Genomic DNA, 13,728 nt, shown 5'->3' on the forward strand with positions numbered 1-13,728 from the left:
GTCTTCTGTCTCGTCAGGCGGACCGGTCGACGGACGCGTCGGCGGACCGCCCGGGAGGCCGGCCGGGGAGGCCTGGCCGGCGGGGCCGGTCAGGCGCTGCGGTCGAGGGCCCGCAGGGAACGGTCCGTGATGGACCGCGCACCGCGCCCTATGGCGATCGTGCCGGACTGCACGAGCTCCTTGATGCCGAACTGCTCCAGCATCTTGAGCATCGCGTCGAGCTTGTCACTCGAACCGGTGGCCTCGATGGTGACCGCCTCGGGCGAGACGTCCACGGTCTTGGCGCGGAACAGCTGGACGATCTCGACGATCTGGGAGCGGGTCTCGTTGTCGGCGCGGACCTTCACCAGGACGAGCTCGCGCTGGATCGCAGCGGAGGGCTCGAGTTCGACGATCTTCAGGACGTTGACCAGCTTGTTGAGCTGCTTGGTCACCTGCTCCAGCGGCAGGTCCTCGACATTGACCACGATGGTGATGCGGGAGATGTCGGGGTGTTCGGTGACACCGACGGCGAGCGAGTCGATGTTGAAGCCGCGGCGGGAGAACAGCGCGGCGATCCGGGCGAGGATGCCGGGGGTGTTCTCCACCAGGACGGAGAGCGTGTGCCTAGTCATGTGTCGTTCCTCTTCCTACGGCTCTCGGTCTCAGTCGTCTTCGTTGTCGCCGAAGTCGGGGCGGACGCCCCGGGCGGCCATGACCTCGTCGTTGGAGGTGCCGGCGGCGACCATGGGCCAGACCTGGGCGTCCTCGTGGACGATGAAGTCGATCACGACCGGGCGGTCGTTGATGGCGTTGGCCTCTTCGATGACCTTGTCCAGGTCGGCCGGGTCCTCGCAGCGCAGGGCGACACAGCCCATGGCCTCGGACAGCTTGACGAAGTCCGGGATGCGGGTGCCCTTGCGGGGTGCCGTGCTGGCCCCGACCTGGGAGCCCGTGGCGCCGTGGCCGGTCTCATCGGCGTGCAGGACCGTGCTGGAGTAGCGCTGGTTGTAGAAGAGGGTCTGCCACTGGCGGACCATCCCGAGGGCGCCGTTGTTGATGATGGCGACCTTGATCGGGATGTTGTTGAGCGCGCAGGTGACGAGCTCCTGGTTCGTCATCTGGAAGCAGCCGTCGCCGTCGATCGCCCAGACCGGGCGGTCCGGCATGCCGGCCTTGGCGCCCATGGCGGCGGGGACCGCGTAGCCCATCGTTCCGGCGCCGCCGGAGTTCAGCCAGGTGGCCGGCTTCTCGTAGTCGATGAAGTGCGCCGCCCACATCTGGTGCTGGCCGACGCCGGCCGCGTAGATGGTGTCGGCGGGGGCGAGCTGGCCGATCCGCTGGATGACCTGCTGCGGCGAGAGGCTGCCGTCCTCCGGCAGGTCGTAGCCGAGCGGGTACGTCTCGCGCCAGCGATTCAGGTCGCTCCACCAGGAGGTGTAGTCGCCCTGGTTGCCCTCGCTGTGCTCGGCCTGGACGGCCTGGACCAGGTCGGCGATGACCTCGCGGGCGTCACCGACGATCGGGACGTCGGCGGCGCGGTTCTTGCCGATCTCGGCCGGGTCGATGTCCGCGTGGACGATCTTGGCGAAGGGGGCGAAGCTGTCCAGCTTGCCGGTGACGCGGTCGTCGAAGCGGGCTCCGAGGGCGACGATCAGGTCGGCCTTCTGCAGCGCGGTGACGGCGGTGACCGCACCGTGCATGCCCGGCATTCCCACGTGCAGCGGGTGGCTGTCGGGGAACGCGCCCAGCGCCATCAGGGTGGTGGTGACGGGGGCTCCGGTGAGCTCGGCGAGCACCTTCAGCTCGGCCGTGGCGCCGGCCTTCAGGACGCCGCCGCCGACGTACAGGACCGGGCGCCGGGCGCCGGTGATCAGCTTGGCGGCCTCGCGGATCTGCTTGGCGTGCGGCTTGGTCACCGGGCGGTAGCCGGGCAGGTCGGTCTGCGGCGGCCAGCTGAAGGTGGTCTTCGCCTGCAGGGCGTCCTTGGCGATGTCGACCAGGACCGGGCCGGGACGGCCGGTGGAGGCGATGTGGAACGCCTCGGCGATCGTCCTCGGGATGTCCTCGGCCTTGGTGACCAGGAAGTTGTGCTTGGTGATCGGCATCGTGATGCCGCAGATGTCCGCCTCCTGGAAGGCGTCCGTGCCGATGGCCTTGGAGGCGACCTGGCCGGTGATCGCGACCAGCGGGACGGAGTCCATGTGGGCGTCGGCGATCGGGGTGACCAGGTTGGTGGCGCCGGGGCCGGAGGTCGCCATACAGACGCCGACCTTGCCGGTCGCCTGGGCGTAGCCGGTGGCGGCGTGGCCCGCGCCCTGCTCGTGGCGGACCAGGATGTGGCGGACCTTCTGGGAGTCCATCATCGGGTCGTACGCGGGGAGGATGGCGCCGCCCGGAATACCGAAGACGGTGTCGGCCCCCACTTCCTCGAGAGAACGGATGAGGGACTGCGCACCCGTGACGTGCTCGACGGTGGTGGCGGTCTGTCCGCCGCTACGGGCCCGCGGCTGCGGATGGTGCCCGGTGGCCTGCTCGGTCATCAGCATTCTCTTCTCGAAGCAGAGGGTTTTTGCGAGGGTTTGGGAGGAGCCGGTGCAACAAAAAACCCCTCGTGCCGGGAGGCAAGCGAGGGGAGCGCGTCGGTAGCGTTTCAAGCCGGGCCGTCATGGCCCTGCTTCAGCCGACGCGCTTTCCAAGTACGAGAATTCGGGTGCGCATGGCACTGACCCTCCCCCCGACGCACCATCAGTGTCAAGTGGGTGGGACGGGCGTCTCATTATTTGAGCGCATCGGGGGATGGTTTCCGGCCGGAACCGCCTCCCCACCGGGGACGGGGTACTCCTCCCGCACGAGCGCGCGGCGCAGCCGGTACTCGTCGAGCGGGCCCGAGAACGCCATGCCCTGGCCGTGGGTGCAGCCCATGGCGCGCAGGGCGAGCACCTGCTCGGGGACGTCCACGCCGTCGGCGACGGACTGCAGCCCGAGATCGGAGGCGATCCGGAGCAGCCCACTGGTGATCTTGCGGAGCCGGGCGGACTCCACCACGCCCTCGACGAGTCCCCGGTCCAGCTTCAGTACGTCGACGGGGAGGCGGCGCAGCGCGTTGATGGCCGCGTAGCCGCTGCCGAAGCCGTCGAGCGCGATCCGGACGCCCAGCCGGCGCAGCACGACCAGGCGCTGCTCCAGGTCGTCGAAGGAGACCCGGGGGTCGCTGTCGGCCAGCTCGATCATCAGGGAGCCCGAGGGGAGCTCGTACCGGGTCAGGAGCGCCTCGACGGAGGCGAGGGGCAGCGAGCGGTCGAGCAGGCGGCGGGCGGAGAGCCGGACGGAGACCGGGGTGCGGTGGCCCAGCGCGGCCCGCTCGGCGGCGTGCTCGACGGCCTGCTCCAGGAGCCAGCGGCCGAGCTGGGCGACCCGCTCGCCGTCTTCGGCGACCCGCAGGAACTCTGCCGGGGTGAACAGCACGCCCTGGGCGGAGCGCCAGCGCGCCTGGGCGGCGACGGCGGTGATCCGGCCGGTGGAGAGGTCCACCACCGGCTGGTGGAGCAGGGCGAACTCTCCGTCGTCCAAGGCGGTGCGCAGCCGCGTGGCCAGTTCGGTCCTGCGGACGATCTCGGCCTGCATCTGCGGCGCGTACATCTCGACGCGGTCCTTGCCGGCCGCCTTGGCCCGGTACATGGCCAGGTCGGCGTTGCGCAGCAGGTCCCCGGCGCTGATGCCGGGCTCGGCGAAGGCGACGCCGATGGAGGCGGCGACCCGCACCTCGTTCCCGCCCTCGACCTGGTACGGCTGGGAGAGGGTGAGGCGCAGCCGGTCGGCGATCTCGTGGACCTGGTACTCGCGGGCGGAGCGGTCGCGTGTGCCGTCGCCCAGGATGAGCGCGGCGAACTCGTCGCCGCCGAGCCGCGCGGCGGTGTCCCCCGCCCGTACGGAGTCCTGGAGGCGGCGCGCGGCCTGGACGAGCAGCTCGTCGCCCGCCTGGTGGCCGAGCCGGTCGTTGACCGCCTTGAAGCCGTCGAGGTCGATGAAGAGCACGGCGGTGCCGGGGTCGGAGGAGCGCCGTCCGGCTAGCGCCTTGCGGACGCGCCGGGTGAACAGCGCCCGGTTGGGCAGGTCGGTGAGCGGGTCGTGCTCGGCGTTGTGCTGGAGCTGCGCCTGGAGGCGGACCCGTTCGGTGACGTCCCGGCTGTTGAAGATCAGCCCGCCCTGGTGACGGTTGACGGTGGACTCGACGTTGAGCCAGTCGCCGCGGCCGGAGCGGAAGCGGCACTCGATCCGTGTGGTCGGCTCCTCCGAAGGAGGAGCGGCCAGGAAGCGGCGGACCTCGTGGACGACTCCGCCGAGGTCCTCGGGATGGATGAGCGAGGCCAGCTCGGAGCCGATCAGGTCCTCGGCCTCCCGTCCGTAGACCCCTGAGGCGGCGGGGCTGACGTAGCGGAGTATGCCGGTGGGCGCGGCGATCATGATGACGTCGCTGGAGCCCTGCACCAGGGACCTGAAGTGGTTCTCCTTCTGGGCCAGTTCGTGGGTGAGGGCGATGTTGTCGAGCAGCATGATGCCCTGCCGGACGACCAGGGCGAGCACGACCGTGCAGCCGGTGAGGACGACCACGCGGTCCACTCTGCGTCCCTCGACGACGTTGTACAGGATGCCGAGCGTGCAGACCGCCGCGGCGAGATACGGGGTGAGGGCGGCCAGCGAGCCGGCGACGGGGCGGCTGTGCGGGCGCTGGCCGCGCGGGGAGGGGACGCCCTCGGGCGTCCGGCGCGCTCCCCAGGGGGCGTACGCCAGGAGCAGCGAGCCGGCGAACCAGCCCGCGTCGAGCAGCTGGCCGGAGGTGTAGTTCTCGCGGAGCAGCGGCGAGGTGAACAGGGCGTCGCACAGGACGGTCAGGGCGAGGGCGGCGATGGCGGTGTTGGTCGCGGAGCGGTTCGCCTGCGAGCGGCGGAAGTGGAGGGCGAGGACCATGCTGACGAGGACGATGTCCAGCAGCGGGTACGCCAGGGTGAGCGCGCCCCGGGCGACGCTCTCGCCCTCGAAGTGGGCGGTGTGCGCGAGGGCGAGGCTCCAGGAGAGGGTGAGCAGAGAGCCGCCGATGAGCCAGGCGTCGAGAGCGAGGCAGACCCAGCCGGCCCGGGTGACGGGCTTCTTGGCGAGCACGAGCAGGCCGACGATGGCGGGCGGCGCGAAGAGCAGGAAGAAGACGTCCGCGACGGAGGGGCTGGGCACTTCCCTGTGGAGCACGACTTCGTACCACCCCCAGACGGCGTTCCCCGCGGCGGCCATCGCCGAGGAGAAGGCGAAGAGCAGCCAGGCGGGGCGGGAGCGGCTCTCGTGGACGCGGGCGTAGAGGAAGCAGGAGACGCCCGCGGCGAGGGCGGCGACGCTGAGCCCGAAGTCCCCCATGATCAGAGACAGTTGCTCGGATCCCCAGCCGAGGGCGGCACCCGTCGCGTATCCCCCGCAGACCAGGCCGAGGAGAATCTGGGTCAGGACCACCGGGGACCCGGAGCGGATGGGGCCGCGTCGGCGCTCCCCCGGGCCGGGGGCGACGGCGGGGCCCGCGACGCGGCCGCGCTCGATGAGTGCGCCGGGGGCGCTCATCGCCGCCACCGGGCCTTCGTGCGCACCAGGACGTGGGGATGCGGTGAAGCGCCTGACGCGGGGACGCGCGGCGCCCGCGGCGGAGCCTGCACCGACCTCGACGGAGTCAGGGGCGACCACCGAGAGACCCGAGGGCGCCGGGGCGGGCCCTGAGGGGGCCAGGGGCGAGGCGAGCGGATCCAGGGCGTCCGCGCCGCGGTCCAGGACTCCGGGACCCTGGGCCGCCGCGTCGTCCGGGTCCGAGACGTCCGGCTCGGCGGTGCGGCGGTCGACCTGGACGGGAAGGCCGGCTCCGCCGGCCGGCGTGCGGAGGCCGGCGCCCGGGCGGGGCGGCCCCGTGCCGTCGTCGCGTGCGAGGGTCGTGGACGGCGGCCCCGCCGCGTCGGATCGTCGGTCCATCGGCCGTACATCACCCGTCGCCCCCCTCGGAATCTGATGACCCGTCACGTTGCTCCCCGGCGTCAGCTCGTACTCGACGCAGCCCCCCGCTCCGGGACGATACACCAGGACCGTCACTCAGGGACAGGGGTGCTGTACTCTGCGTGACGGCCCCGGGGCTCGCGACAGGCGCACTGAGGGGGCGCGCTGCACGACCGCTCGGCTCAGGTGGTCAGGACCACGTTCGCCAGCCCCTCCCCCGCCGCGAACCGGGTGAGCTGGGCGGCGATCAGCCGCTTGGCGCGGGGCATGAACGCCGAAGTGGAGCCGCCGACATGGGGACTCACCAGAACACCGGGAGCGTGCCACAACGGGTGGCCCGGCGGCAGCGGTTCGGGATCGGTGACGTCGAGCGCGGCGGTGATCCGCCCGCTCTCGACCTCCTTGAGCAGCGCGGCGGTGTCGACGACGGGACCGCGGGCCACGTTCACCAGAAGGGCGCCGTCCTTCATCCGGGCGAGGAACCCAGCGTCGGCAAGGTGCCTGGTCGCGGGCGTGAGCGGGGTGGAGAGCACCACCACGTCCGCCTGCGGCAGGAGGGCGGGCAGTTCCGAGAGGGGATGGACGGGACCGCGCTCCGTGGTGCGTGCGGAGCGCGCGACGCGCACCACCCGCGCGCACTCGAAGGGCACGAGCCGGTCCTCGATGGCGGCGCCGATCGACCCGTACCCCACGATGAGGACGGACTTGTCGGCGAGGGCCGGATAGAAGCCGTCCCGCCACTCCTCCTTGTCCTGGCCCCTGACGAAGCCGGGGATCCCGCGCAGCGAGGCGAGGATCAGGGCGAGCGTCAGCTCGGCGGTGCTGGCCTCGTGGACGCCCTTGGCGTTGCAGAGCTCGACGCCCGGGGCCAGCGAACCGAGGCCGGGCGTCACATGGTCCGTGCCCGCCGAGAGCGTCTGCACCGCGCGCACCGAGGTCATCGCGGCGAGCGGCCGGACGGCGACCTCCGAGCCCTTCATGTACGGGACGACGTAGAAAGCGCAGCGCGCCGGATCGGCGGGGAAGTCGGGACCGCCGTCCCAGAGACGGTAGTTGAACCCCGACGCGCCCGGGTCGGGAAGTCCATCGATCTCGTCCGCGGGAATCGGAAGCCACACGTCGGCGGTCGTCTCATCGAGTGTCATGACCGGGAGGCTATGCGAAGAATCCCGCTCGCCATTGGTTACTTTGGGGGCGGCACAGGGAGGGGTACCGGCAGGTGGAGCGCAGGACTATCGGGGCGGCGGCGCTCGACGTGGGCGCGGTCGGCCTGGGCTGTATGCCGATGAACTGGGCCTACAGCGCCTCGCAGCGGCGCGGTGACCGCTCGCTGCGAACGGTGCACGCGGCGCTCGACGCCGGGGTGAGCCTGCTCGACACCGCCGACATGTACGGCCCGTTCACCAACGAGCTGCTCGTGGGACGGTCCTTGAAGGAACGCCGGGCGGAGGCCTTCGTGTCGACGAAGTGCGGCCTGCTCGTGGGCGACCAGCACATCGTGGCCAACGGCCGGCCCGGGTACGTACGGCGGGCCTGCGACGCCTCGCTGCGGCGGCTGCAGACGGACGTGATCGACCTCTACCAGCTGCACCGGGCGGACCCGGAGGTCCCGGTCGAGGAGACCTGGGGCGCGATGGCCGAGCTGGTGTCGGCGGGCAAGGTGCGGGCGCTCGGGTTCTGCGCGGTCGGGGCGCGGGCGGCGCGCCGCGGCGGGGCACACATGCACGAGGGAACGATCCGGCAGTTGGAGCGGATCCAGCAGGTCTTCCCGGTGAGCGCGGTGGAGGCGGAGCTGTCGGTGTGGTCCCCGGAGGCCCTGGAGCGGCTTCTGCCGTGGTGCGAGGCACGGGGTGTGGGGTTCCTGGCCGCGATGCCGCTGGGGAACGGGTTCCTGACCGGGACGCTGACGCCGGGCGGTGGCTTCGAGCCGGATGATCCGCGGGCCAGGCATCCCCGGTTCACCGCCGAGATGATGGCCGCGAACCAGCCGCTGGTGGCGGGGCTGCGGCGGGTGGCGGCGCGGCACGGGGAGGACGTCACCCCCGCGCAGGTGGCGCTGGCGTGGGCGCTGGCCCAGGGGCCGCACGTGGTGCCGATCCCGGGGACGAAACGGGAGTGCTGGGCGGTGGAGAACGCGCGGGCGGCGGAGCTGGTGCTCACGGCCGGGGATCTCGCGGAGATAGCGGGCCTTCCGGGGCCGCGCGGATCGTGGGACTGAGGGTCCGGGAACGCGGGCGGGCACGGAGTCGGGAACCTGATCGGTCCGAGCGGTGTATCAAGGGTAGTGATCGCCGTTCGAAGGGATCGGGACCGTGGGCCGAGCTTATGTGGGAGCCGTGGGGGCCGCCGCCGTTCTGGGGCTCCTGGCGGGCTGTGCGTCGGGCGGGGACGGGGAGGGTGCCGCTTCACCCTCGGGAGCGCCCTCCGCGTCCGTGTCAGCCACGGAGTCGGGGACGCCGGGCCCTGAGGGCTCGGTGCGCGTCGCCGGGACGCTGACCGGGGATCTGGAGTCGCCGTGGGGCGTGGCCGCCCTGTCGGACGGTGATCTCCTCGTCGCCTCGCGTGACGAGCGCACGATCACCCGGGTCGACGCGGAGACGGGAAGGAAGACGCCGGTCGGAGAGGTGCCGGGGGTGGTGCCCGGCGGTGAGGGCGGTCTGCTCGGACTCGCCGTGCGGGACGGCCACGTGTACGCGTACTTCACGGCGGAGTCCGACAACCGCATCGTCCGCATGCCGTACGGAGGCGGGGCGTCGGACCGGCTCGGTGCGCCCGAGGTGGTCCTCGCGGGCATCCCGAAGGGGAGCGTGCACAACGGCGGGCGGATCGCCTTCGGCCCGGACGGAATGCTGTACGCGGGCACGGGCGAGCGCGGCGAGACGGGGCTCGCGCAGGACGTGGAGTCGCTGGGCGGCAAGATCCTGCGAATGACGCCGGAGGGGAAGCCGGCGCCCGGTAATCCGTTCCCCGGCTCGGTGGTCTATTCGTACGGTCACCGCAATGTGCAGGGCCTCGCCTGGGACGCGGACGGGCGGCTGTGGGCGGCCGAGTTCGGCCAGAACACCTGGGACGAGCTGAATCTGATCCAGGCCGGGAAGAACTACGGCTGGCCGAGGGTCGAGGGCACGGCGGACGTGTCGGGCTTCGTGGACCCGGTGGCCCAGTGGAAGACGGACGAGGCGTCGCCGAGCGGTATCGCCTACGCCGAGGGCGCGATCTGGATGGCCGGCCTGAGAGGCGAGCGGCTCTGGCGGATCCCGCTGTCCGGAGCGGAACGCTCCGGGGACCCCGAGGCGTTCCTCGTGGAGGAGTACGGCCGGCTGCGCACGATCCTGGCGGCGGGCGACGGCCGGCTCTGGCTGACGACGAGCGAGACCGACACCCGGGGCACGCCCGAGGCCGGTGACGACAAGATCCTCCGCCTGGAGGTCGGATAGGGGCCCGATGTTCCACCTGATGGAAGAGCTGTTCGCGCCGAGCCAGAAGCACACGTCCGACGAGCGGCAGCGGCTCGAACTGACCCGGGAGGACCTGGGCGACGCCGACCCCGGGCGCGGTCCGGTCGACCTCGCCTCGGGCGCGGTGACGATACGCGTGCCGGCCCTGGCGACCCGCGACGACGAGGCCGGGGACGACGGGGACGGGGATGGGGAGCCCTAGGCCGTCGGCGCGGCCTCCTGCGGGAGGGGCTCCAGGAGGCGGAGACGGTGCGCCAGGGCGGCCGCCTCGCCTCGGCCGGAGACCCCCAGCTTGGCCAGGATGTTGGAGACATGGACGCTCGCCGTCTTCGGGGAGATGAAGAGCTCCTCGGCGATCTGGCGGTTGGTGCGGCCCGCGGCGACCAGGCGCAGGACGTCCTGCTCACGGGGGGTCAGGCCGAAGGCGTCGTCACCCGGTTCGGGTTCCGGGGCGCGGTCGGGCGAGGTCAGCGGGAGGCGGGCGCGGGCGGCCAGCAGCTCGACGTCCTCGCGGAGCGGGTGCGCGCCGAGGCGGACGGCCGTGGCGTGGGCCTCGCGGAGCAGCGCGGCGGCCTCGTCGCGCCGGCCGCCCTCGGCGAGGAGGGCGTCGGCGAGGCGGTGCCGGGCATGGGCCAGCAGGTAGGGGCGCTCCAGCGGCTCGTGTGCGGCGACGGTCTCCGCCCAGCGGTCCACCCGGTGGCGGCCCTCGGCGCGGTCCAGCTCCGCGGAGGTGTGCAGGGCGTACGCCTCCCAGACGGGTGCGGGCGTCGCCATCCCCCGGGCGCAGCGCCGGAGCAGGGCGAGCGTCTCGGCGCGGCCCTCCTCGGCGGCGGGCAGGCCCAGGGCGTCCGCCTCCGCGGAGGCGGCGGCGAGGAGCAGCGGCCAGGCCTCTCGGTGGGTGCCGGGCGGAAAGCCGGCCTCGACGGCGGCGGCGAGCACGGTCCGTACATCCTGGATCCGGCCGGTGACGGCGGCGAGGCTCAGCTCGACCATGCGGGTGGGGATGACGTACTGGGGCATCGGGTCGGCCTCCCCGAAGTACTCGCGCGCGACGGCGAGCTGCTCCGCCGCCACGGTCGGCTCGCCCCGGGCGATGGCCAGTTGGGCGAGGCGGAGCGCCACCGCACCGCGCGGCTTGGACCGGGTTCCGGAGCGCTCCAGCCACTCGCAGTTGCGCTGCGCCTCGCACCAGAGCCCGAGCGAGAGCTGCGTCTCCGCCAGGTTGGAGCGGATCCATCCCTCGCTGTCGAGGAGGCCGTGGTCGCGGGTGAGCCGGATGCCGTCCTCGGCGACCTGGGCGGCCTCCCGGGAGCGGCCGAGGTTCTCCAGGGAGTGGGAGAGGTTGACGTGCGCCCGGGAGGACTCGTGGTGGAGGCCGAGGGCGCGGGTGCGGTCGCGCACCTCGTACATCGTGGCGAGTCCGGTCTCGCGGTCGCCGGCGCTGACCTGGAGGGTGCCGAGGGTGAGGCGGGCGGAGAGTTCGATGGACTCGTCCTTGACGAGACGGGCGTACTCGACGGCCCGTTCGGCGGCGACGAGGCTCTCGGGGCCGGGCTTGTGGAGCATGCCCCAGCCCGCGGCCACGACGAGCACGCGGGCGTGCACGCCGGACGGGGGCAGGCCCTTGACCAGTTCCTGGGCGGTGGCGATCTCGGCCCAGCCGTCGGAGCGGCCGAGTCCGGAGACGATGCGGGAGCGTTCGGTCCAGAACCAGGCGGACCGCAGCGGGTCGCGCTCCTCGGCCTCGTCCCCTTCGAGGAGCCGCAGCGCCGTCTTGCCGATCTTCAGGGCGCGTTCGCGCTCTCCGCACAGCCGGGCCGCGTACGCGGCCTCGGCGAGCAGGTCGAGATAGCCCAGCGGGGTGGTCTCGGGGTCGCAGCCGCAGGGCGGGTAGGCCTCGGCGTAGTCCATCGGCCGCAGGGAGCGGCGCACTTCGTCGGGGACCTCGTCCCAGAGCTCCATGGCCCGCTCGAGGAGACGGAGCTGCTCGGCGTAGGCGTACCGCTTGCGGGCCTCGACGGAGGCGCGGAGCACGGCCGGCAGGGCCTTGGCGGGGTCGTGGGCGCGGTACCAGTAGGTGGCGCTCCTGGTGGCGCGCTCGTCGGCGCGGACGAGGGAGGGATCGGCCTCCAGGGCCTCGGCGTAGCGCCGGTTGAGGCGGGAGCGTTCGCCGGGGAGCAGGTCGTCGCTGACGGCCTCGCGGACCAGGGAGTGGCGGAAGCGGTAGCCGTCGCCGTCCGGGACGGCGAGCAGGATGTTGGCACCGACGGCGGCCCTGAGCGCCTCGATGAGGTCGTCCTCGGAGAGCCGGGCGACGGCGGCGAGCAGCGCGTACTCGACGGTGGAGCCGCCCTCGGCGACGATCCGCGAGACGCGCTGGGCGTCCTCGGGGAGCGCCTCGACCCGGACGAGCAGCAGGTCGCGCAGGGATTCGCTGAGGGAGCCGGGGGCGCAGCCGGCCTCGTGGGAGACGACGAGCTCCTCGACGAAGAAGGCATTGCCGTCGGAGCGGTCGAAGACCCCGTCGACGAGGGCGGCGTCGGGTTCGGCGGCGAGGATGCCGGTGAGCTGGCGGCGTACCTCGGCGCGGGTGAAGCGGGCGAGTTCGATCCGCCGGATGGTCCGCAGTCGGTCGAGTTCGGCGAGGAGCGGGCGCATCGGATGGCGCCGGTGGATGTCGTCGGAGCGGTAGGTGGCGACGACGACGATCCTGCCGCGGCGCAGGGTGCGCAGGAGATAGGCGAGGAGGTGCCGGGTGGAGGCGTCGGCCCAGTGCAGGTCCTCCAGGACGAGCACGATCGTACGGTCGGCGGCGAGGCGTTCCAGGAGCCGTACGGTCAGTTCGAAGAGGCGGGCGGTGGAGTTCTCGTGGGAGGGCTCGTGGCTGCCGACGTCGCCGAGTTCGGGGAGGAGCCGGGCGAGTTCGCCCTCCTGGCCGGCCGCGGCTTCGGCCAGTTCGGCCGGGAGCCGGCGGCTCAGGGCGCGCAGGGCCGTGGAGAAGGGCGCGAACGGAAGTCCGTCCGCGCCGATCTCGACACAGCCCCCGACGGCGACGTAGGCGCCGCGGTCGTGGGCAGTGGCCACGAACTCCTCGATGAGCCGCGTCTTGCCGACGCCCGCCTCGCCGCCGACGAGCAGAGCCTGGGGCTCTCCCTCGGCGGCCCGGACGAAAGCGTCGGTGAGGGCGGTGAGTTCACCGGCCCGGCCGACGAACACGGGGCTGACTGACCTGGTCTCCACGGCGCCGAGCATCGCACAGACGTCCGGCGTCCGGGCCATGCGGGGTTCACGCGGCCCGGACGAAGCGGCCGGGCTCGGTGCTCACCCGCCCCTCGGCTTCGTGGGTGCCGGACCGCTCGGCCTTCGCGGCCCGCCGCGCCTTGACGGCCTGGCGGGACAGACGGTGGGCGGCGGCCTCGCGGATGAGCTCGGAGTGGTGCATGCGGTGCAGTTCGTACGCGAACATCTCGTTCTCCCCGGTGTCGGTATCGCTCCTTGCGATGCCTCGACTCTCGTCTCCCAGGGGGTGCGGCCGCATCGGGCGAGTGCCGCATGTTCGGCGTACGGGGGGCCTTAGGAGTGCCCCAGGGTGCCTTAGGGCGCGGTCGGGAGGTTCAGGAACAGGTCGAAGTACATCCCCGCCGACAGGAAGAGGCCGACCGCGCCCAGGACGGCGCCGGCGAGGGCCACGGCACGGACCCAGGCGGGCCGCTGCGGGCGGACCAGGACGAGCACGGCGACGACGAGGGCGAGGAACGCGAAGACGCCGTTGACAAGTGCGGTGCTGTGCCAGGCGTCGGCGTAGATCTCGTTGATCTGCTGGGCGGCGGTGCCGCCCTGAGCCTTGATCTGCCCGACGAGGGTCTCGCGCTCGCTGACGACCTTGCCCACCCAGGTGCCGGTCAGGGCGGCGACCCCGAGGCCGGCCGAGACGACGGCCGCGGCGGCCGCGCCCACGCCGTCGGCCGAGACCTCGGCGGAGGCCTGCCGGGCCTCGGTGCCGTCCTCGTCTTCGTCGAACTCGTCGAGCTCCTCGGCTCCGTCGGGCTCGGCCGGCTCCCCCTGCGCGGACTTCACGGGCTCCACGGCATCCGCGGGCTCCACGGACTCGACAGCCGCGCCCTCGGTGCCCTTCCCGGCCCTCTCCGCCTTCTGCGTCTTCTCCGTCGTCTCGTCGGGGGCCGGCGTCTCGTCAGTCTTGATAGTCATGAACCGCACGCTAGGTGCCGCGCATGAGAAGCGTCTTAACGAAGAGCCGTGGGCG

Annotated in this window: 10 protein-coding genes; 3 read left to right on the top strand and 7 right to left on the bottom strand. The window is 72.7% G+C overall.

Going from position 1 to position 13,728, the window contains the following annotated elements; genetic code table 11:
- Positions 1–89: 89 nt before the first annotated feature.
- The 4 genes from ilvN to ACF1G2_RS12920 form a co-directional block, all read right to left on the bottom strand.
- On the bottom strand, positions 90–614 hold the full coding sequence (gene ilvN / locus ACF1G2_RS12905) for an acetolactate synthase small subunit (RefSeq protein WP_215065241.1): 525 nt from the start codon (positions 612–614) through the stop codon (positions 90–92).
- A gap of 30 nt (positions 615–644) precedes the next feature.
- A complete protein-coding gene (locus ACF1G2_RS12910) occupies positions 645–2,522 on the bottom strand; it encodes an acetolactate synthase large subunit (protein WP_391798303.1) in 1,878 nt (625 codons plus the stop codon).
- A 211-nt stretch (positions 2,523–2,733) separates the two neighbouring features.
- Positions 2,734–5,586, bottom strand: a complete 2,853-nt coding sequence (locus tag ACF1G2_RS12915; protein ID WP_391798568.1) for a putative bifunctional diguanylate cyclase/phosphodiesterase — start codon at positions 5,584–5,586, stop codon at positions 2,734–2,736.
- A 602-nt stretch (positions 5,587–6,188) separates the two neighbouring features.
- Positions 6,189–7,151, bottom strand: coding sequence for a 2-hydroxyacid dehydrogenase (locus ACF1G2_RS12920; protein WP_391798304.1), 963 nt, complete (start codon positions 7,149–7,151; stop codon positions 6,189–6,191).
- Positions 7,152–7,225: 74 nt separating this feature from the next.
- Between ACF1G2_RS12920 and ACF1G2_RS12925 the strand changes: the two genes are divergently transcribed.
- The 3 genes from ACF1G2_RS12925 (at position 7,226) to ACF1G2_RS12935 (ending at position 9,666) form a co-directional block, all read left to right on the top strand.
- A complete protein-coding gene (locus ACF1G2_RS12925; protein WP_391798305.1) occupies positions 7,226–8,224 on the top strand; it encodes an aldo/keto reductase in 999 nt (332 codons plus the stop codon).
- Between the two features lie 109 nt (positions 8,225–8,333).
- The gene (locus tag ACF1G2_RS12930) at positions 8,334–9,443 is read left to right on the top strand and encodes a PQQ-dependent sugar dehydrogenase (protein WP_391798569.1); all 1,110 of its coding nucleotides are present in this window, start codon (positions 8,334–8,336) and stop codon (positions 9,441–9,443) included.
- A gap of 19 nt (positions 9,444–9,462) precedes the next feature.
- Entirely contained in the window at positions 9,463–9,666 is a 204-nt protein-coding gene (locus tag ACF1G2_RS12935) for a DUF6191 domain-containing protein (protein WP_391798306.1), read from the top strand.
- Here the strand turns inward: ACF1G2_RS12935 and ACF1G2_RS12940 are convergent.
- From ACF1G2_RS12940 to ACF1G2_RS12950, 3 genes are all read right to left on the bottom strand, one after another.
- A complete protein-coding gene (locus ACF1G2_RS12940; protein WP_391798307.1) occupies positions 9,663–12,743 on the bottom strand; it encodes an AAA family ATPase in 3,081 nt (1,026 codons plus the stop codon). The genes ACF1G2_RS12935 and ACF1G2_RS12940 overlap by 4 nt on opposite strands.
- A 7-nt stretch (positions 12,744–12,750) precedes the next feature.
- Positions 12,751–12,930, bottom strand: a complete 180-nt coding sequence (locus tag ACF1G2_RS12945) for a hypothetical protein (RefSeq protein ID WP_391798308.1) — start codon at positions 12,928–12,930, stop codon at positions 12,751–12,753.
- A 128-nt stretch (positions 12,931–13,058) separates the two neighbouring features.
- A complete protein-coding gene (locus ACF1G2_RS12950) occupies positions 13,059–13,673 on the bottom strand; it encodes a hypothetical protein (RefSeq protein WP_391798309.1) in 615 nt (204 codons plus the stop codon).
- Positions 13,674–13,728 lie beyond the last annotated feature (55 nt).

This window comes from Streptomyces sp. NPDC013457, assembly GCF_043089925.1.
GTDB lineage: Bacteria > Actinomycetota > Actinomycetes > Streptomycetales > Streptomycetaceae > Streptomyces.

Excerpts from the sequence above, each read along its gene's own strand:
- ACF1G2_RS12935 (WP_391798306.1), top strand. The coding sequence starts at position 9,463 with ATGGAAGAGCTGTTCGCGCCGAGCCAGAAGCACACGTCCGACGAGCGG.
- ACF1G2_RS12950 (WP_391798309.1), bottom strand. The coding sequence starts at position 13,673 with ATGACTATCAAGACTGACGAGACGCCGGCCCCCGACGAGACGACGGAG.
- ACF1G2_RS12915 (WP_391798568.1), bottom strand. The coding sequence starts at position 5,586 with ATGAGCGCCCCCGGCGCACTCATCGAGCGCGGCCGCGTCGCGGGCCCC.
- ACF1G2_RS12945 (WP_391798308.1), bottom strand. The coding sequence starts at position 12,930 with ATGTTCGCGTACGAACTGCACCGCATGCACCACTCCGAGCTCATCCGC.
- ACF1G2_RS12940 (WP_391798307.1), bottom strand. The coding sequence starts at position 12,743 with ATGGCCCGGACGCCGGACGTCTGTGCGATGCTCGGCGCCGTGGAGACC.
- ACF1G2_RS12920 (WP_391798304.1), bottom strand. The coding sequence starts at position 7,151 with ATGACACTCGATGAGACGACCGCCGACGTGTGGCTTCCGATTCCCGCG.
- ilvN (WP_215065241.1), bottom strand. The coding sequence starts at position 614 with ATGACTAGGCACACGCTCTCCGTCCTGGTGGAGAACACCCCCGGCATC.
- ACF1G2_RS12910 (WP_391798303.1), bottom strand. The coding sequence starts at position 2,522 with ATGACCGAGCAGGCCACCGGGCACCATCCGCAGCCGCGGGCCCGTAGC.